This is a genomic window from Pseudomonas sp. Sample_16 (genome assembly GCF_004307665.1).
Classification (GTDB): domain Bacteria; phylum Pseudomonadota; class Gammaproteobacteria; order Pseudomonadales; family Pseudomonadaceae; genus Aquipseudomonas.
The window spans coordinates 1-17,357 of record NZ_RCOB01000195.1 but is presented as its reverse complement, the minus strand read 5'-3'; the positions used below and the strand labels follow the sequence as shown (position 1 = coordinate 17,357).

Below are 17,357 nucleotides of genomic sequence, written 5' to 3'. Positions count from 1 at the left end.
CGCCCAGCTGTAGAGCACGATCAGACGCGGCGTGCTGATCAGCAGGCTGTCGGGCAAGTCCATTTTCCAGCGCAGCAGCATGCCGACATTCTGTTCGGCGAGCAGCTGTTCCTCCGAAAGGTTTTGCACCAGGTTTGCCGCAACGTCCAGATGCCCGGCACGCAACGCCTGCTCCACCGCTTCATCCAGAAGCCCCTGGGCATTGAACCAGCGACAGGCACGCAAATGCAGCGTGCCGGCGGGCACCATCGTCTGCGCGGTGGGCCGGGTACGCAACAGATCCGAGAACAGGTGGTGATAACGGTACCAGTGGCCATGCTCGTCCAACGGCACCAGGAATACCTGGTGCGCCGCCAGAAAGCGCAGGATCTCGGCGCTGTCATGGGCGTCGCGAACGGCGTCGCACAACTCACTGCAAAAGCGTTCCTGAGGGGCGGTGTCGTAGAGAAAAGCCTGGACCTCGGCGGGCAGGCAATCGATGACTTCCTCAAGCAGATAATCGCGGATCAGACCTTCCCCGCCATTAAGCGCCTGGGGTAAAGCACCGTCGGTACCGGCCTCGGAGGCTGCCAGCAGCCAGAATCGCAAGCCGGCTACCCAGCCTTCACTGCGCTGGATGAGGTTTTCCATCGCCTCGCCACGCAGTGAACTGCTGTGCCGGTCGAGCAGACTCAGGGCCTCATCGTGGGTCAACCGCAGGTCCTGTTCGTGCAACTCAAGCAGTTGCCGTGACAGGCGAAGCCGCGCCAGATGCCAATCCGGGCGCTGGCGACTGGTGACCATCACCAGCAAACCATCGGGAAGATGATTGAGGAAAAACTGCAGGCAGCGATCCAGAACCGGCCCCTGGGCCAGATGATAATCATCCAGCACCAGCAGCAATGGCGTGGCGGTCGACAAGTGCACGGCCAGTTCGTCGAGCAAGCCGTCCAGCCATTCTTCGAAGGCGAACGGTTGATGACGTTGACGCATCTTCAGCAAACCGAGGGATTGCCTGCCCAGCTGCGGGAAATAGTCTTGAAGGCCTTCGAGCAATCGCTCGAGGAATCGTCCCGGATCACTGTCTCGCGGGCTCAGGCCCAACCACAGACTTTGCCAATGCGCCGGCAATGCCTGACAAAACTCTATCGCCAATGAACTCTTGCCGAACCCCGCCGGTGCACTGACCAACAGCAACCGGCCACCGAGCCCCGCACTCAGACGCTCGCACAGTCGAGGTCGCAGCACATGGCCGTCGGGCAATGGCGGTCGGAAAAAACGCCCGTCCAGCGCAGCGACAGCGACGCTTGCGGGAGCGGGTGGTGGGGACAGATCAGTCATGGCCGGCTCTTGTTTGAATTGCGGGTGGCGGCGTTGCAGATGTCCGCAGACTAGCTGTAAACGAAGAGGGAATGAAGGTTATTGCTACAAATGGCTACAAAAAGTCTACACACAAGAAAACGCCCCGAACCAGTCGGGGCGTTTGCAGAGGATGCGGCCTCGTTTCAGCGCTCGTTAGCGAACACCATCCTGACGCAATGCCGCCGGGGTGAAGTCGCTGGTGGTGGCAGTAAAGCCGAAGTCATACGCCGACTTCTCTTCGTTCTTCATGCCCAGCGCCAGGTAACGGCCAGATTGCAGGTCGTACAAGGCTTCCAGGGCGTACCACGGCACTTGCTTGTCGTAGTAGTTCTCGGCATGAGCCTCGGCGACGCGCCACAGTTGGCCGCGACCGTCGTAGTGATCGATCACCGCCGCTTGCCAGGTGTCTTCGTCGATGTAGAAGTCACGCTTGGCGTAGATGTGGCGCTGACCTTCCTTCAGCGTTGCAACGATATGCCACACACGACGCAGTTCGTACCGCGCAAGGTCCTGGTTGATGTGGCCGGCCTTGATGATGTCGGCGTACTTCAGTTTCGGATCGTCGAGCTTGTAGGCGTTGGAGGCGATGTACATCTCTTTCTTGCCTTCAAGCTTCCAGTCGTAGCGGTCCGGTGCACCGTTGTACATGTCCAGGTTGTCGGAGGTACGCAGGCCGTCGGCAGCAGTACCCGGGCCGTCATAGGACACTTGTGGCGCACGACGCACACGACGCTGGCCGGCGTTGTAGACCCACGCCGAACGCGGTTCTTTCACCTGGTCGAGGGTTTCGTGCACCAGCAGCACACCACCGGCCAGACGTGCCGGGGCAGTCACTTTCTGCTTGAAGTAGAACAGGATGTTGCCCGGGTTGGCCGGATCGTAGTCCTTCATCTTGTCACGGAACACGAACTGGTCCTGGAAGTACACCAGGCTGAACGAGCCGTTTGGCTGTGGCGTGGCCTGGGTGACCAGACGGGTCACGCTACCACCGCGATAACGGGTGATGTGGTTCCAGATCACTTCAACGCCGCTCTTCGGAATCGGGAACGGAATCGCCGTTTCGAAGTTTTCCAGGCCGTTGCCGCCGGAAACGAGCTTGGTGTTGGTGGCGTTCTTCTTGATGGCGGCGAACACCTCATCCGGCACGGTGGCACCGCGATGGGTCGGGTAGACCGGCATCTTGAAGGTTTCCGGGTAGCGCTTGAACATCGCGTACTGACCCGGCGCGAGCTTTGCCTTGTACTGGTCGACGTTCTGCGCGGTGATGGTGAACAGTGGCTTTTCACCTGGGTACGGATCGGACAGGAAGCCTTTGCTGTCGACACTGCCAGCATTCTTTGGCAGCGGCTTCCAGGCAGAAATCGAACCGTCGGCATTACCTGCCATTTCGGCGCCCATCGGGGTCAGGCTCTTGCCCAGCTTGTCCGCTTCGGCGGCCGGGACCGCCGCCATGACGCCGGTTGCCAACAGCGAAAGCCCCAGGACACCGATGTGAAACAGACTCTTGGTTATTTTCATTTTTGTGTTCGTCCTGAAAATACAGTGCTTAGAAGTTCACGCCGAAGCTGAGCGCAACGAAGTCGCGATCATCCACAGTGGTGTACTTGCCGTCGAAGAAGTTGGTGTACGCCAGGCTTGCGGTGTAGGTGTTCTGGTACTCGGCATCGACGCCCAGGCTGACCGCTTTGCGACCTTCCTCGAAGTTGCCGCCAGGACCAGGCGAGTAGCCGTCAACGTCGTGGGACCAGGCCACGTTAGGCTTGAGGTTCACACCAGCGAACACGTCGTTGTATTCCCAGATGGCACGACCGCGATAACCCCAGGAGGTGGCCGTGGTGAAGCCATCGTCGTTGCAGTTACGGGCGACGTTGTTGGTCGGGGTACCCGGGCCGGCACCGTTGATGGTGCTGGTGTTGAGGGCCACACAGGTGTTGGCACCGCCAGTGGCAGGCAGCTCGCCAGGACCGTAGACCGGATCACGGCCATAACGAACGTCGGAAGTGCTTTCCAGGCCGCCAACGTGGGTGACACCCACTTCGCCCACCAGGGTCAGACGGCTGGCGCCCATGACCTGATCAAAGAAGTGCGTCAGGGTGGTCTGGAACTGGGTCACTTCCTTGCGGCGATAGCCGTGCAAGTCCTGGCCCGGTACACCGGTCAGCAGCGAAGCATTGGTCAGCGCGCCGCCCAACGGACGCACACCGGCGAACAGGATGTCGGTGGAGTTGAGCTGCACCGGTGCGTTCGGACGGTAGCTGACCTCACCGCTCCACGCCGTACCGGTAGGCAGGGTGGTGGAGAAGCTCAGGCCATAGAGGCGGATGTCTTCCGGATACTCGACGAAATAGCTCGAATTACCCGCGACGATCAGTGGCGCCAGTGCACGGAAAGCTGCCGGCAGGGCCGCTGCGCCGGCATAGACCGATGCTGGGGCACCTGTGGCGCTGAAGATCGGCGCACGGCTGTGGTAGTTCATGAAATAGGCACCGAACTCGGTGTCCAGCGGCTCGAACATGTATTTGAGCGACGCGCCCCACTGGCCGCTGTCACGTGCATCGCGATCCGCACCACGGCGAACCAGCACACCTTCGTTGTCTACGTTGACGCCCAGACGGGTCAGCGTAGGCAGAGCCGCGGCCGGAATGGTCGAACGTTTGTTCAGCACGCGCAGGTTATTGTCGCAACCGTCGGCAATGATGTCCGGTTGGGAGAAGAAGGTGCCGCAGTTGTCGACGACAGTCTGGTCCCACTCGAGCTGGTAGAAGGCTTCCGCCGACAGGTTGTCGGTGAGGCTCTGGGACACATAGAACATGTTGACCGGGATCAGGCCTTCCTTGACCTCGGCGCCTGGTCGACGGAACGCGGACACGTCGATCGGGTTGATCGAGTTGATGCCGCTGCCGATGAAAGTACTTTCACCCCAGCTCACTACCTGCTTGCCCAAACGAACCGAGCCCGGCTGATCGGCAACCGAGTAGTTGTGGTAGACGAATGCATCGAGGATCTGACCGCCAGACGACTTGGCGCCTTCTTTGCGGTTGCTGTCGCTGATGTCCTTGAACGGACGGCTTTCGTCCTTGAGTTCAAAGTCGTACCAGTATTTGCCACGGACGAAAACGCCAGTGTCGCCGTACTTCAACTCAAGGTCATGGATACCCTTGAAGATCTTCGAGAAGGTCTCGCCGCTCTTGAAGTTCAGGTGCCCGTCATCGGAGGTCTGGGACAGGCCACGGCCGCCGTTGTTGACGCCGATGAGGTTCTTGTTGGCGCTTTCGGTAGACCAGCTCGCGCCGATCGACAGGGAAGAGTCGAACTGACCTTCGATTTCACCAACGTTGAAACTGACGCCGAATGCAGGCCCGGCGAGCGTAGAGGCAAGGCTGACGGCCAGAGGCAGTTTAGCCCGGCGCCAGAACTGGTTTACTGATGTCATCGACGCTACTCCATGTGCATTTTATTGTTATGGCAGTGAGCACTTTTAAAAACGCTTGGATAACAGGGAGCCACGGCATCCCAAAGTCACTCCAAAGTTGCATCGCCCCGGTTTGTGCGTTTGCCCCGTTCTTAAAAATCCTTGAGCGGACTATAGCCAGCAGGTAGTAGTGCTTGATCCCTCTAAAGTGTGATTTGCAGCTGCCAGCCACTCTGGAACAGTCCTTTGCCAAGCCGACACCTGTCGGCACGGCAAGAATGGCTGAAATTTCGGATTTGACAAGCCAAGCGCTTGCTTGGTGGGGCTGGCGTGCCTTTTCGGGCACGCCGCAAGAGACTTAAAGCGTCGAAAGGAAGGTGCTGTTGGTGGCCTGCCATTCGGTGATGTCGACGCGAATTTTCTTCTTGTCGAGTTTGCCGACACTGGTCTTGGGAATTTCAGTAACAAGGGCGATCTGACTCGGGATCGCCCACTTGCTCAAGTGCCCCAGTTCGACAAATGGCTTGAGGTGTTCCTTGAGTTCCCGCGCCCCGATCACATGGCCTTCGCGTACCACCAGCAAGGCAAACGGACGCTCGCCCCATTGCGGGTCGGCGATCCCCACCACTGCTACTTCGCGTACCGCTGCATGGCGGCTGATCAGGTCTTCCAGGTCAAGCGAGGAGATCCACTCGCCGCCGGTCTTGATCACGTCTTTGATCCGGTCGCGGATATCGATCACGCCCATGCTGTCGAGCGTTGCCACGTCACCGGTATGCAACCAGCCCCCGGCCCACAGCTCGGCGCCCTTCTGCGGCTCGTTGAAATAGCCTTCGGTGAGCCACGGCGCGCGCAGCACCAGCTCCCCTTGAGTTTCGCCGTCGGCCGGCAGGAAGTTGCCTTCGGCATCGACAATCGCCGCTTCGACCAATGGCCCGGGCACACCGGCCTTGATCCGGTAGGTGGTGCGTTCATCCTCGGAGCCGGCCATCAATTCGTCGTTGAGGTGCGCACAGGACACCAGCGGTCCGGTTTCCGACATGCCATAGGCGGCAGTCAACTGGATGCCCTTGGCCTTCGCGGCTTCGTACAGCGTACGGTTCAGCGCGCTGCCGCCAATGACGATTTTCCAGCCGGCGAAGTCGGTGTTTTGTGCCGCCTTGGCATTGAGGACCATTTGCAGGATGGTGGGCACACAATGCGAGAAGGAGACCTTTTCCTTGCGCCACAGCTCCACCAGGAACTCCGGGTCATAGCGGCCCGGATAGACCTGTTTGAGCCCAAGCATGGTCGCCACGTAAGGCAGCCCCCACGCGTGGACGTGAAACATCGGGGTGATCGGCATGTACACGTCGTTGGTGCCCAGCAGGCGCACGCTGTCGATGGCGCCCATGATCGTCGACACGCCCATGGTGTGCAGCACCAGTTGTCGATGGCTGAAGTACACGCCCTTGGGATTGCCGGTGGTGCCGGTGGTGTAGAACGTGGTGGCTACCGAGTTCTCGTCGAAGTCCTGGAAGTCGTACTGCGGGCTCGCGGCGGCCAGCAATTGCTCGTACTCACCCACAAGATTGGGCAGGTCCGCGGTTTTTTCCGGCAGGTCGGTCAGCAGCAAGGTTTTCTCGACCGTGGTCAGATGACCGGCAATCGCGTTGTACAACCCCACGAACTCGCTGTTGACCAGGACAAAGCGGTCCACGGCATGGTTCATGGTATAGAGGATCTGTTCCGGCGACAGACGCACGTTGATGGTGTGGATCACTGCACCGATCATCGGAATGGCGAACATGCATTCCAGATACCGATGGCTGTCCCAATCCATGACCGCCACGGTGTCCCCGGGCTTGACCCCGGCGGCCGTCAATACGTTGGCCAGCCGCGCGACCCGTTCGATCAGGGTCGGATAGCTGTAGCGCAACTGGTCGCGGTAAACGATCTCGCGGGTTTTCTCATAACGCGCGCCGGACATGAGCAGCCGTTTGATCAGCAGCGGATACTGGTAAGCGCCTTCGGCTGGGGGGATAACGCGTGTCTGCAACATAAGAATCCCTTTTCTGACTGCACGGTCGTGGCTGTTAAGTACGCACTGTAGTGCGCCTGAACGCCAGCCAAATCAGCCAAAGGAATGATTTGCAGGGCCGCGCAAATGCTAGCGTTGCGCCAGCATTTGCCGGTGTTTGAAGACCGTTACAATCAGTGCATCTCGGTAAATGCCAGCTTCACGCCGATGGCGATCAGTACCGCGCCCATGGTTCGGTCGAACCAGTGCCCCATGCGGGCGAACCCGGCACGCACACGTTGCTGGCTGAACAACATGGCCACCAGGCAGAACCAGATCGCCGTCGCCACTGCCAGGTACACCCCGTAACCGGCCTGTACCGCCAGCGGTGTGTGCGGGTTGATCACGACGGTGAACAACGACAGGAAAAACAGCGTGGCTTTCGGATTCAGGCCGTTGGTCACGAAGCCCGAGGTGAAGGCGCCGCGAGCGGTGCGCTCGCCCGCTTCCTTGTGCAAATCGTCAGTCACCGCTTTGGCAGGTTTTGCCCGCAATGCCTTGAAGCCGATGTACAAAAGGTAAGCGGCGGCGGCCCATTTCAGGGCGTTGAACAGCATGATCGATTGGGAAACGATCAAGCCGATACCCAGCAGGGAATACCCCACATGCAGGAAAATTGCCGTACCGACACCCAGCGCTGTCCAGGTGCCCGCGCGACGACCGTGAGTGACGCTTTCACGCACCACCACGGCAAAGTCCGGGCCAGGGCTGGCCACAGCCAGCAAGTGGATCAAGGCAACGGTCAAGAACTCGGTCCAGTACATGAGGGCTCCTTCAGGCCAAGCGTAACTATTTATTTCATCTGGTAGGCTCGGCAGATTACGCCTTCAGTTCATTGCACAAAAGGTACAGTTGATGACGAACACTCGCCGCGCCGTTTTCCTCGACCACCCATCCCTCGATCTGGGCGACCTTGATCTCAAGCCACTACGGGACTGCTTCAGTGAGTTACAGCTGTACTCGCAGACTTTGCCGGATCAAGTGATCGACCACCTCAAGGGCGCTACCGTGGCGATCAGTAACAAAATCCTGATTGATGCCGCGGCCATGGCTGCCAGCCCCGAGCTGAAGCTGATTCTGATCACCGCCACCGGCACCAACAACATCGATCTTGCGGCCGCCCGTGCCCACGGCATTACCGTGTGCAATTGTCAGGGTTACGGCACACCGTCCGTGGCGCAACACACGATCATGCTGCTGCTCAATTTGGCGACGCGTCTGGCCGACTATCAGAAAGCCGTGGGCGAAGGTCGCTGGCAGCAGGCCCGGCAGTTCTGCCTGCTGGACTACCCGATCGTCGAACTGGAAGGCAAAACCCTCGGCTTGCTCGGCCATGGCGAATTGGGCGGTGCCGTCGCTCGGCTGGCCGAAGCATTCGGCATGCGTGTGTTGCTGGGCCAGATCCCGGGGCGCCCTGCCCGCCCGGATCGTTTGCCGCTGGACGAGCTGCTGCCGCAAGTCGACGCGTTGACCCTGCACTGCCCGCTCAACGAGCACACCCGCCATTTCATTGGAGCCCGTGAATTGGCCTCGATGAAGCCCGGCGCTTTTGTGGTCAACACCGCTCGCGGTGGCCTGATCGATGAACAGGCCCTGGCCGACGCGTTGCGCAAGGGTCACCTCGGCGGTGCCGCTACCGATGTGCTGAGTGTCGAACCGCCCGTCAACGGCAATCCGCTGCTGGCCAATGACATCCCGCGCTTGATTGTCACACCGCACAACGCCTGGGGCAGTCGCGAGGCACGCCAGCGCATCGTCGGCCAAGTCACTGAAAACGCCCTCGCCTACTTCAGCGGTAAAGCGCTGCGGGTCGTCAGTTGATAGACTGCGACACTTTTTTTCACAGGAGCAGTTATGGATCCGCGCAGTGAAGTACTGCTTCGTCAGGCTGAATTATTCCAGGGGCCAGTCTTGTTGGCCGGTCTTCCCGCCGACGATTTGCTGGGCCGCCTGCCCGACGCTCGCGGTTGGTGCTGGCATGCGGGTGATCAAGCCGCGCTGGACGCGCGTTTCGCCGAGCGCAGCGATTTTGGCGTACACGTGCCGGAACACCCGTTTGACGCCGCCGTGGTGTTTTTGCCCAAGTCCAAGGATTTGACCGACTACATCCTAAACGCCTTGGCCTCGCGGCTGGCGGGGCGCGAGCTGTACCTGGTGGGCGAGAAAAAAAGCGGCATCGAGGGCGCCGCCAAACAACTCAATCCGTTCGGCAAGCCGCGCAAACTCGACAGCGCGCGACACTGCCAGCTGTGGCTGGTGACTGTGGCCAATGCGCCTGCAGCCAAACCGTTGGAAAGCCTCGCCCAGACCTACGAACTGCCACTGGCTGAAGGCCCGCTCAAAGTCATCAGCCTGCCGGGCGTGTTCAGCCATGGTCGATTGGATCGCGGCAGCGCACTGCTGCTGGAGCATCTGGACAAACTGCCCAGTGGTCACCTGTTGGACTTCGGTTGCGGTGCAGGTGTTTTAGGCGCCGCGGTAAAACGGCGCTATCCGCACAATCAGGTGACAATGCTCGACGTCGACGCGTTTGCCGCCGCCAGCAGTCGCCTGACGTTGGCCGCCAACGGTCTGGAAGCCGAAGTGATTACCGGCGACGGCATCGACGCTGCACCGATGGGTTTGAGTGCGATCCTGAGCAACCCGCCCTTCCATGTCGGCGTGCACACCGATTACTTCGCCACCGAGAATTTGCTGCGAAAAGCAGCCAAACATCTGAAAAATGGTGGCGAACTTCGCTTGGTAGCCAATAGCTTCCTGAAGTATCAACCATTGATCGAAGAGCACCTTGGCGTGTGCGCCATCAAGGCCGAAGGTCAGGGTTTCAGGATCTACCGAGCCAAACGCGGGTAGAAATTTGTACTTGCCGAATGGATTTTGCCTAGGCAGAATCCGCTCCGTCCTAGGGGAGTAGTCTCCCACGAGCGCCATGCTCGTCCGGCATACGTCAACATACTTGGTCCTCAGACCATGGCGTATGCGACCCAAGCGTCCGCATCAGACGGATCGCAGGGTTTGACAAGACCTATGACACGCACACCTTACCCGGGGCGGGAAGGCTGTACGTGTCATAGCCGTGTCGACCCGCCCCTTAGGAAAACCCCTGATGCTGGATTCATTGCTCGTTCCCACCGCAATCGTTGCCTTGGCCGAAATTGGCGACAAGACGCAACTGCTCGCGCTCATTCTCGCTGCCCGTTTCCGCAAGCCTTGGCCGATCATCGCCGGCATCGTTGCCGCGACCCTTGCCAACCACGCGGCAGCCGGTGCGGTTGGCGCATGGGTGGGCAGTTTCTTCTCGGATACGTTGCTGCACTGGATCCTCGCAATCAGCTTCGCCGCCACCGCTTTGTGGACCTTGGTGCCAGACAAGATGGATGACGACGAAGCCAGCACCGCCCGCAAGTTCGGGCCGTTCCTGACGACGTTGATCGCGTTCTTTCTTGCGGAAATCGGTGACAAGACCCAGATCGCGACCGTGATGCTGGCTGCGCAATATCCGGAATTGTGGCTGGTGATCATTGGCACCACCCTGGGCATGTTGATTGCCAACGTGCCGGTGGTCTTGGCGGGTAACTTCGCTGCAGACAAACTGCCGTTGACCCTGATTCGCCGCTTGGCGGCGTCGGCGTTCTTCATTCTGGCGATTGTTGCGGTGTACAAGGCGATGCAGGCTAGCGGATGGGTTTGACGCGGTAGGCAATCATTGTGGCGAGGGAGCTGGCTCCCGCTGGGCTGCCTGGCAGCCCCAAACCAGATGATCGCGTGTTGTCAGATTCGACGCGTCATCCGGATTTACGACTGCTGCGCAGCCGGGCGGGAGCCAGCTCCCTCGCCACAAGTGCCCTCGCGCGCAGGTCAGGACTTCTTGGCTTGTTCGTAAAGTGGCATGACTTTCGGAATCGCCGCCTTCAACGCTGCAGTCCGGGTGCTAGAGGACGGGTGCGTGCTGAGGAACTCCGGCGGAGCACCTTCGCTGGCCTTGCTCATCTTGTTCCACAGGGTAATGGCGGCATTCGGGTTGTAACCCGCGCGAGCAGCCAGTTCCAGGCCGATCAGATCGGCCTCGTTCTCATTGCCGCGACTGTTGGGCAAGGTCATGCCGTAGTTGGCCACGGTGTCGGCCAGCGCCAGGGTGTCCTGCCCCAACCCGAACAACGCACCAGCGCCCTGCTTCGCCATTTCCATGCCGTAGGCCTTGGACATCGCTTCACGACCGTGCTCACGCAAGGCATGGGCGATTTCATGGCCCATCACCGCGGCGATTTCATCGTCGGTCAATTGCAGACTGTCGATCAGTCCGGTGTAGAAAAAGATCTTGCCGCCCGGTCCGCAGTTGGCGTTGAGCTCGTCACTCTTGATCAGGTTGACTTCCCACTTCCACTGGGCCGCATCCGGGCGGAAGTTCGGCGTTTGGGCAATCAGCCGATCGGCGATCACCTGTACGCGCTTGGCATCGCTGCTGGTTTTGTCCAGCACGCCTTTACTGGACGCTTCGCCGACGGTCTTCTGATAAGACTGGGCATACATTTGGTCGACCTCTTGCGAGGACAACATGCTGAACATGTACTGCTTGCGCTCAACACCCACCGCGCCACCGCTGGTGGTGTTGACAGACTGGCAACCGGCGAGCAACAGACCTGCGCTCAGCGCACACGAAACCAATGTCTTGTTCATCAAAAAACTCCCTGAAAACATGACCGTATCCTAGGCGCGGAAAGGTATCGACGCCAGATACAACGGCATATATGACGCGCATTTCAGACAAAGCTCTCGTCACTGCAGTAAAAAATTCACGAAACCGGGTAAGCCACCGTCCGTAAAGCGCGGGCAATGATTCATTTGCGACATCGAGCACCCCAAAACAGTCATTTCAGTGACGCCCGCTCATGCCCCTTCACCCCCCTGCCGATACACCTCCGCGGATGTCCTTTTGCGTGCGGAGCAACCATGAAATTCAAGTCGATCCAGTTTTCCGTGGCGGCCCTGGCCGGCGCCATCGTTCTGAGTGTGGTGGCGGCCCTGGTCGTTTATGCGCTGTTCTCCGGTGCCCGGACGCAAGACATGGTCCAGGAACGGACCCAGGCGCAATTCGAGCAAGTCATCGAACAGCGCCTGACCTCACTGGCGCAAACCCAGGTCAGTCAGATCCAGCGCGAGCTGGAAGCCCCCCTGTTGATTGCCGGCGGCCTGGTGCGGGTCAACGCGCTGATCGGCACGCCCGGCGCCGATGGCCAACCTGCCCTGAGCCTCAGCCGCGAGCAATTGATCGGCCTGATCAAGGAAAACGTAGCCAAGAACCCGAAGATCCTCGGCACCTACATCGGCTGGGAAAAAGACGCGCTGGATCACAACGATGCGGCGTACGTCGGCACCCAGGTCGCTGGCATCGACACCAGCAACGGGCGCTTCCTGCCCTGGTGGTTCCGCAATGAAGACGGCAGCCTTGGGCTGGACAAACTGGTGGACGTCGATGACCAGAAAACTCTGTCCACCGGGGTGCGCGCCAGCGAGTACTACCTGTGCTCGAAAGAAACCAAAAAATCCTGTGTGATCGACCCGGCGCCTTACAAGGTCGGCGACAAAATCGTCATGCTCGCCTCCTTTATTGAGCCGATCATGCTCAACGGCGCCTTCCAGGGCATCGTCGGTGCCGATCTGTCAGTGAACTTCATTCAGGAAATGCTCCTCGGCGCCAACCAGAAACTCTACAGCGGCGCTGGCGAAATGGCCCTGATCGGCGGCAATGGACGAATCGTTGCCTACACCAAGGATCCGAGCAAATTCGGCGAAAAAGTCAGCGACATTCTCGACAGCAAGCAGATTGCCAACATGGCCAATCTCAAGCGTGGCGAAGTCACCTATACCGTCGACAAGGCCCAGGGCCGGATCGAGTTGTATCTGCCCTTCGGCATCGGCCAGACCGACGCTCGCTGGACCCTGATGCTGCAACTCCCACTGAATGCGGTCATGGCCGATCTGCAGAAACTCCAGGCGGACCTCGACTCCCAGCGCAAGTCGGACACGTTCGGCATGGCCATGGTCGGCCTGTTGATTGCCGGTATCGGTTTGCTGGTGATCTGGCTGGTGGGCCACGGCATTGCCCGTCCGTTGAAGCAAATGGTCGCGATGCTCGACGATATCGCCCAGGGCGAAGGCGACCTGACCCGCCGCCTGAGCAGCGACCGCGCCGATGAATTGGGCTCGATCGCCAAAGGCTTCAACACCTTCCTGAGCAAGTTGCAGGCGATGATCACTCAGGTGGTGACGTCGGTGCAGAGCGTCAGCGACTCTTCGGAACACACCGCCGACATCGCCATCCGCACCAACACCGGCGTGCACAAGCAGATGGCCGAGATCGATCAGGTCGCTACGGCGGTGCACGAAATGACCGCCACCGCCCAGGACGTAGCCCGTAATGCGACGCAAGCGGCTCAAGCCGCCAGCCATGCAGATCAGGCTGCCAGCCAGGGGATGCAAATCGTCCGTGATACCTCGAATTCCATTGGTGCTCTGGCCGTGGAAATAGAACGCGCGGTCGGTGTGGTGCAAACCCTGGCCAAGGACAGTGAAAACATCAACGCGATCCTCACCGCCATCCGCGGCATCGCCGAGCAGACCAACCTGCTGGCCCTGAACGCCGCCATCGAAGCCGCCCGGGCCGGTGAACAGGGTCGCGGCTTCGCCGTTGTGGCCGATGAGGTGCGCAACCTGGCGCAGAAAACCCAGAAGGCCACCGAAGAAATTCAGACCATGATTCAACAGTTGCAACAGGGCACACGGGATGTGGTGCGGGTCATGGAAGACAGCCAGAACCGCACGGACGAAAGCGTCCAACACGCGGCGAAGGCGGCCCAAGCGCTGGAAACCATCACGCAAGCCGTGTCGGTGATCAACGACATGAACACCCAGATCGCCAGCGCCGCCGAAGAACAAAGCGCGGTGGCCGATGACATCAACCGCAACGTGATCAATATCGGGCAAGTGGCCAATGAAGTGGCCAGCGGTGCGGATGAATCGAGCGCGGCGAGTGCGGATTTGACCAAACTGGCCGAACAGCAGCGGCGGCTGATCAATCAGTTCAAGGTCTGATCCAAAGGCCCCATCGCGGGCAAGCCAGGCTCCCACAGGTTTTGCGTGCGCCGCAAAACACTGTGGAAGGATCTGATCCACAGGTTTCGTGAACACCGCAAAACCCTGTGGGAGCCTGGCTTGCCAGCGATTGGGTCAGCACAGACAACCCATCAACCCGGGGTCAAACACTCCGGCCCGTTGAGCTTCGGATCATTGACCATATTGGCCAACACGCGCTCGCGCAACGCGGCGGGCTCGCTGGCCAGCAGGGCTTGCAAGGTGTGCAGCGGCGTCTCGGGATCGAGCCATGCCGCCTGCCCCGCCTCATCCAGAATCAGCGGCCGACGCTGGTTCGCCGCCGGCTGCGTGATGACCGCCGTACTCAACCAGACTTGTTCCTGCACCGGATACGCTTCCCAGATCGCCGCAAAAAACAATGACGAACCCTCCCCCGGCGTCAACCAGTATGGGCGCTTGCGCGTGGTGCCGCGCCACTCGTAGAAACCGTTGGCAGGCAGCAGGCAGCGCCGCAGTCGCAATGCTTCGCGAAACATGGGTTGCTCGGCCACGGTTTCGGCGCGGGCATGGGCCGGGGTTCGGGACAGATCGGTCAGCCACGGCGGCGTCAGGCCCCAGCGCGCGCGCGCCAGTTCCCGCTGGCCGTGCGCACCGGCACGCAGCATCAACACCGAATCATTGGGGGAAATGTTCCACTGCGCCTGCTGATCGGCGGGAAAACCTGGCAGGGTCGCGAAGTCGCGGTTCCAGCGAAACAGGGCATAACGTCCACACATGGGGCAGCACGACTCTTGATCAAACGAACGCCAGCCTAACAGACCAGCGTGCCGGGGAAGCTTTCCGGTTCATCGCCGGACAGCGGCAGCGCGGCATTGTACGCGCTGATCAGCTCGCGGGCGTATTCGGCCTGATCGTTATCCACCGCCAACCCCAGCAGGCCGAAGATCGGCAATTCACCGGTGGCCCCGACCAGATCGCGGCCCACCAGATGCGCCTCGATGCCCTCGCTGGCGAGCATGCCTTGCAGCAGCTCGCCTTCCATCAGGTTTTCCGGTTCGTAGATGCGCTGCATATGCGCCCCTCATTCGTTTTCGCTGAAGACTTCCAGAAACCAATCCTCACCATGAACCTGCAATACAAACGTGATTGGCCGACAGCACACCTGACAGTCCTCAATGTAGGTCTGATCGCCGCCGGAGAGGTCCACCGTCGTCTCGACTTCTTCACCACAATACGGACATTCATACAGCGCGTTTTCCAGCATCGCGGTCTCCCGGGTGACTTGTGCGTATAATCGCCGGTCTATTTGCAGGGCTATTTTTGTCTGGCTACTTTTTCAGACCGTACCCCGCCGGTTTTCGATCAGAACCTTTACTTACCCTAGCCGTTTCTAACAAGAGAGCATGATGGGCGAATTCGATGCCATCCGACCTTACGACGACAGCGAAGTCCCGGCAGTACTGGACCGGCTGCTCGGCGACAAGGCGTTTCTAGATATCCTCACCCACTTCCGCTTCCCGCGTTTTGCCGGTGCTTTAGGCTGGGCACTCAAACCCCTTATAGCTCATCGGCTGCGCCGTGAGTTCGCTGGCGTCAATTCGGTCGCCACTTTGCAGGACAAAGTCGAGGTTTACGTCGACCACACCATTGAACGCGCCACCGATGGGGTCACCTATTCCGGTGTCGAGCAGTTCAAGTCCGGCAGCGCCTATCTGTTCATTGCCAATCACCGCGACATCGTGATGGATCCGGCCTTCGTCAACTACGCCGTGTACCACGCCGGCCTGCCGACCCCGCGTATCGCAATTGGTGACAACCTGCTGCAAAAGCCCTTTGTCAGTGACCTGATGCGTCTGAACAAGAGCTTCATCGTGCACCGTTCGATTACGGGTCGCCGCGAGAAGATGGCGGCGTATCAACTGTTGTCAGCGTATATCAATCATTCGATCCGTAACGATTGCGCCTCGATCTGGATCGCCCAGGCCGAAGGCCGGGCCAAGGACGGCGATGACCGTACCGAGTCGGCGATCCTCAAGATGTTCCACATGAGCCGCAAGGACGAACCGTTCGGCGAAGTGATCCGTTCGCTGAACCTCACGCCTGTGTCGATCAGCTACGAATATGACCCTTGCGACCAGGCCAAGGCCCGCGAGCTCTACATCCGCGCCACCACCGGCACTTACACCAAGGCGCCGGGCGAAGATGACGTGAGCATCGCCAAGGGCATCACCGGCTACAAGGGCCGGGTGCACGTGAACTTTGCCGCGCCGATCACCGAGCTGTTCGAAGACACCAAGCAATTGGCCGTCGAAATGGACAAGCAAATTCTGGGCGGGTACCGCTTGTTCCCGGTGCACTACCTGGCTTATGCACAATGGACAGACGCCGACCCGCAATTGCAGGTACCGAGCGCTGCCGAGATGTTCGCGGCGGACGAATTGGCCAAGGCCCAGGAGCAATGGCAGCAACGCCTGGACGCTTGCCCTGAAGAGCATCGTCCGTACCTGGTGCTGCAATATGCAACACCGGTGCGCAATCAGTACCGGGTCAAGGCTGGACTGCCGTTGTAAGCGGTTTCGGCTGGATACGATAACGGCGCCTTCGGGCGCCATTTTTTGTTGAATCTAGACTTGCGTGCTGATCCACGACACCAGCAATGCCAGCCCCATGCAGGCGAAGCCGAAGCTGTAGAAAAACCGGTTCATGCGCAGGGTGGCCCAGTCCAGCGTCGGTTCTTCGCTGGGGCGACTCTCGCGTTGCGCTTGCAGATTGGCCATCGCGCGTTGTTCACGACGACGGGTGGCATGCAGCAACCAGCCGCCCGGAAAGGCGAAGAACAAGGCCAGCAGATTGATCAACTTGGCGGGATGGGCGGTAAACAGCGTCATCAAATGCAGCGACATCACAAACCTCAAGCAAAACCGGTGTGGCGAGCGCCAGACCGACGACCGCGGCGCGGATTCTACCGAAAGCCTCTGTACCTGCACTCCCCTTTACGACAAATAACGAAACAAATGACCAATGGCTGTCCTGCGTCACAGCTTCGTCATCTGCATCGGCGAACATGCGCGCCTCGAAACCGACACGGACTGCGTCATGCTTCACGCCGAAAACCAGGATCGCCTCTATCTCATCGCCCACAACGACGAACAACAAACCCTCGTCGGCAGCCTCGCCTTCAATGTTCAGGACCGCCATTGGCTGGTGTATTGCGCACTCGGCGGCCACCAACATGCGGATTTGCCGGAGGCGGATTTGCTGACCGGAGTCAGTGTGCTGGACTTCTACTCGCAAGCCGCGTGATACCTCGCCCCCTGCAGGAGCGAGGCTTGCCCGCGATCGCGCACTGTCAGTCGACAACAATGTTGAATGTCATGCCGCCATCGCGAGCAAGCTCAGCTCCTTGTATGTTGACCCTGAGTCCAAAGAGAGAGGTTACGCTCAAGGACTCAT

Annotated in this window: 16 protein-coding genes and 1 riboswitch; of the genes, 6 read left to right on the top strand and 10 right to left on the bottom strand. The window is 59.9% G+C overall.

The window, feature by feature from the left end:
* The 5 genes from D8U69_RS25585 to D8U69_RS25565 all read right to left on the bottom strand — a co-directional run.
* Window positions 1-1,320, bottom strand: a 1,320-nt coding sequence (locus D8U69_RS25585) for an AAA family ATPase (protein ID WP_347238321.1), incomplete at its 3' end; no start/stop codon positions are given.
* 174 nt (window positions 1,321-1,494) lie between these two features.
* Window positions 1,495-2,859 carry a DUF1329 domain-containing protein gene (locus tag D8U69_RS25580; RefSeq protein ID WP_056853237.1) on the bottom strand — a complete coding sequence of 455 codons (1,365 nt, stop codon included), beginning with the start codon at window positions 2,857-2,859 and terminating at the stop codon, window positions 1,495-1,497.
* 28 nt (window positions 2,860-2,887) lie between these two features.
* The gene (locus tag D8U69_RS25575; protein WP_056853238.1) at window positions 2,888-4,774 is read right to left on the bottom strand and encodes a DUF1302 domain-containing protein; all 1,887 of its coding nucleotides are present in this window, start codon (window positions 4,772-4,774) and stop codon (window positions 2,888-2,890) included.
* 337 nt (window positions 4,775-5,111) lie between these two features.
* Window positions 5,112-6,794: a fatty acid--CoA ligase gene (locus D8U69_RS25570; RefSeq protein WP_056853239.1), complete on the bottom strand. Its 1,683-nt coding sequence runs from the start codon at window positions 6,792-6,794 to the stop codon at window positions 5,112-5,114.
* Between the two features lie 152 nt (window positions 6,795-6,946).
* A complete protein-coding gene (locus D8U69_RS25565; protein WP_056853240.1) occupies window positions 6,947-7,576 on the bottom strand; it encodes a LysE family transporter in 630 nt (209 codons plus the stop codon).
* Window positions 7,577-7,667: 91 nt separating this feature from the next.
* On the opposite strand from D8U69_RS25565, the gene D8U69_RS25560 reads away from it, so the two are divergent.
* The 3 genes from D8U69_RS25560 (at window position 7,668) to D8U69_RS25550 (ending at window position 10,503) form a co-directional block, all read left to right on the top strand.
* The gene (locus tag D8U69_RS25560) at window positions 7,668-8,633 is read left to right on the top strand and encodes a 2-hydroxyacid dehydrogenase (RefSeq protein WP_130908430.1); all 966 of its coding nucleotides are present in this window, start codon (window positions 7,668-7,670) and stop codon (window positions 8,631-8,633) included.
* A 33-nt stretch (window positions 8,634-8,666) separates the two neighbouring features.
* Window positions 8,667-9,665: a class I SAM-dependent methyltransferase gene (locus D8U69_RS25555; protein ID WP_056853242.1), complete on the top strand. Its 999-nt coding sequence runs from the start codon at window positions 8,667-8,669 to the stop codon at window positions 9,663-9,665.
* 40 nt (window positions 9,666-9,705) lie between these two features.
* Window positions 9,706-9,828: riboswitch (yybP-ykoY riboswitch) on the top strand.
* A 90-nt stretch (window positions 9,829-9,918) separates the two neighbouring features.
* Window positions 9,919-10,503: a TMEM165/GDT1 family protein gene (locus D8U69_RS25550; protein WP_056853243.1), complete on the top strand. Its 585-nt coding sequence runs from the start codon at window positions 9,919-9,921 to the stop codon at window positions 10,501-10,503.
* A 167-nt stretch (window positions 10,504-10,670) separates the two neighbouring features.
* On the opposite strand, the gene D8U69_RS25545 is transcribed toward D8U69_RS25550, so the two are convergent.
* Complete coding sequence (locus D8U69_RS25545; protein ID WP_056853244.1) at window positions 10,671-11,489, bottom strand: M48 family metallopeptidase; 819 nt, start codon at window positions 11,487-11,489, stop codon at window positions 10,671-10,673.
* A 273-nt stretch (window positions 11,490-11,762) separates the two neighbouring features.
* Between D8U69_RS25545 and D8U69_RS25540 the strand changes: the two genes are divergently transcribed.
* On the top strand, window positions 11,763-13,904 hold the full coding sequence (locus tag D8U69_RS25540) for a methyl-accepting chemotaxis protein (RefSeq protein WP_130908429.1): 2,142 nt from the start codon (window positions 11,763-11,765) through the stop codon (window positions 13,902-13,904).
* A 152-nt stretch (window positions 13,905-14,056) separates the two neighbouring features.
* Here D8U69_RS25540 and D8U69_RS25535 read toward each other — a convergent pair whose 3' ends face one another.
* From D8U69_RS25535 to D8U69_RS25525, 3 genes are read right to left on the bottom strand one after another with little or no spacing between them, the layout of a single operon-like run.
* Window positions 14,057-14,680, bottom strand: coding sequence for an SOS response-associated peptidase (locus D8U69_RS25535; RefSeq protein ID WP_130908428.1), 624 nt, complete (start codon window positions 14,678-14,680; stop codon window positions 14,057-14,059).
* A gap of 35 nt (window positions 14,681-14,715) precedes the next feature.
* Window positions 14,716-14,976 (bottom strand): DUF2007 domain-containing protein, encoded by a 261-nt coding sequence (locus tag D8U69_RS25530; protein ID WP_056853247.1) that lies wholly within the window; start codon window positions 14,974-14,976, stop codon window positions 14,716-14,718.
* Window positions 14,977-14,985: 9 nt separating this feature from the next.
* Window positions 14,986-15,168 (bottom strand): CPXCG motif-containing cysteine-rich protein, encoded by a 183-nt coding sequence (locus D8U69_RS25525; protein WP_056853248.1) that lies wholly within the window; start codon window positions 15,166-15,168, stop codon window positions 14,986-14,988.
* A 139-nt stretch (window positions 15,169-15,307) separates the two neighbouring features.
* Between D8U69_RS25525 and D8U69_RS25520 the strand changes: the two genes are divergently transcribed.
* Window positions 15,308-16,474 carry a 1-acyl-sn-glycerol-3-phosphate acyltransferase gene (locus tag D8U69_RS25520; protein ID WP_056853249.1) on the top strand — a complete coding sequence of 389 codons (1,167 nt, stop codon included), beginning with the start codon at window positions 15,308-15,310 and terminating at the stop codon, window positions 16,472-16,474.
* 54 nt (window positions 16,475-16,528) lie between these two features.
* Here the strand turns inward: D8U69_RS25520 and D8U69_RS25515 are convergent, their stop codons facing one another.
* A complete protein-coding gene (locus D8U69_RS25515; RefSeq protein WP_056853250.1) occupies window positions 16,529-16,807 on the bottom strand; it encodes a hypothetical protein in 279 nt (92 codons plus the stop codon).
* A gap of 193 nt (window positions 16,808-17,000) precedes the next feature.
* Here D8U69_RS25515 and D8U69_RS25510 point away from each other — a divergent pair, with 193 nt between their 5' ends.
* Window positions 17,001-17,207, top strand: a complete 207-nt coding sequence (locus D8U69_RS25510; protein ID WP_034149566.1) for a hypothetical protein — start codon at window positions 17,001-17,003, stop codon at window positions 17,205-17,207.
* Window positions 17,208-17,357 lie beyond the last annotated feature (150 nt).

Excerpts from the sequence above, each read along its gene's own strand:
- D8U69_RS25565 (WP_056853240.1), bottom strand. The coding sequence starts at position 7,576 with ATGTACTGGACCGAGTTCTTGACCGTTGCCTTGATCCACTTGCTGGCT.
- D8U69_RS25550 (WP_056853243.1), top strand. The coding sequence starts at position 9,919 with ATGCTGGATTCATTGCTCGTTCCCACCGCAATCGTTGCCTTGGCCGAA.
- D8U69_RS25520 (WP_056853249.1), top strand. The coding sequence starts at position 15,308 with ATGATGGGCGAATTCGATGCCATCCGACCTTACGACGACAGCGAAGTC.
- D8U69_RS25515 (WP_056853250.1), bottom strand. The coding sequence starts at position 16,807 with ATGTCGCTGCATTTGATGACGCTGTTTACCGCCCATCCCGCCAAGTTG.
- D8U69_RS25560 (WP_130908430.1), top strand. The coding sequence starts at position 7,668 with ATGACGAACACTCGCCGCGCCGTTTTCCTCGACCACCCATCCCTCGAT.
- D8U69_RS25555 (WP_056853242.1), top strand. The coding sequence starts at position 8,667 with ATGGATCCGCGCAGTGAAGTACTGCTTCGTCAGGCTGAATTATTCCAG.
- D8U69_RS25510 (WP_034149566.1), top strand. The coding sequence starts at position 17,001 with ATGCTTCACGCCGAAAACCAGGATCGCCTCTATCTCATCGCCCACAAC.
- D8U69_RS25540 (WP_130908429.1), top strand. The coding sequence starts at position 11,763 with ATGAAATTCAAGTCGATCCAGTTTTCCGTGGCGGCCCTGGCCGGCGCC.
- D8U69_RS25535 (WP_130908428.1), bottom strand. The coding sequence starts at position 14,680 with ATGTGTGGACGTTATGCCCTGTTTCGCTGGAACCGCGACTTCGCGACC.
- D8U69_RS25580 (WP_056853237.1), bottom strand. The coding sequence starts at position 2,859 with ATGAAAATAACCAAGAGTCTGTTTCACATCGGTGTCCTGGGGCTTTCG.
- D8U69_RS25575 (WP_056853238.1), bottom strand. The coding sequence starts at position 4,774 with ATGACATCAGTAAACCAGTTCTGGCGCCGGGCTAAACTGCCTCTGGCC.
- D8U69_RS25545 (WP_056853244.1), bottom strand. The coding sequence starts at position 11,489 with ATGAACAAGACATTGGTTTCGTGTGCGCTGAGCGCAGGTCTGTTGCTC.
- D8U69_RS25530 (WP_056853247.1), bottom strand. The coding sequence starts at position 14,976 with ATGCAGCGCATCTACGAACCGGAAAACCTGATGGAAGGCGAGCTGCTG.
- D8U69_RS25570 (WP_056853239.1), bottom strand. The coding sequence starts at position 6,794 with ATGTTGCAGACACGCGTTATCCCCCCAGCCGAAGGCGCTTACCAGTAT.
- D8U69_RS25525 (WP_056853248.1), bottom strand. The coding sequence starts at position 15,168 with ATGCTGGAAAACGCGCTGTATGAATGTCCGTATTGTGGTGAAGAAGTC.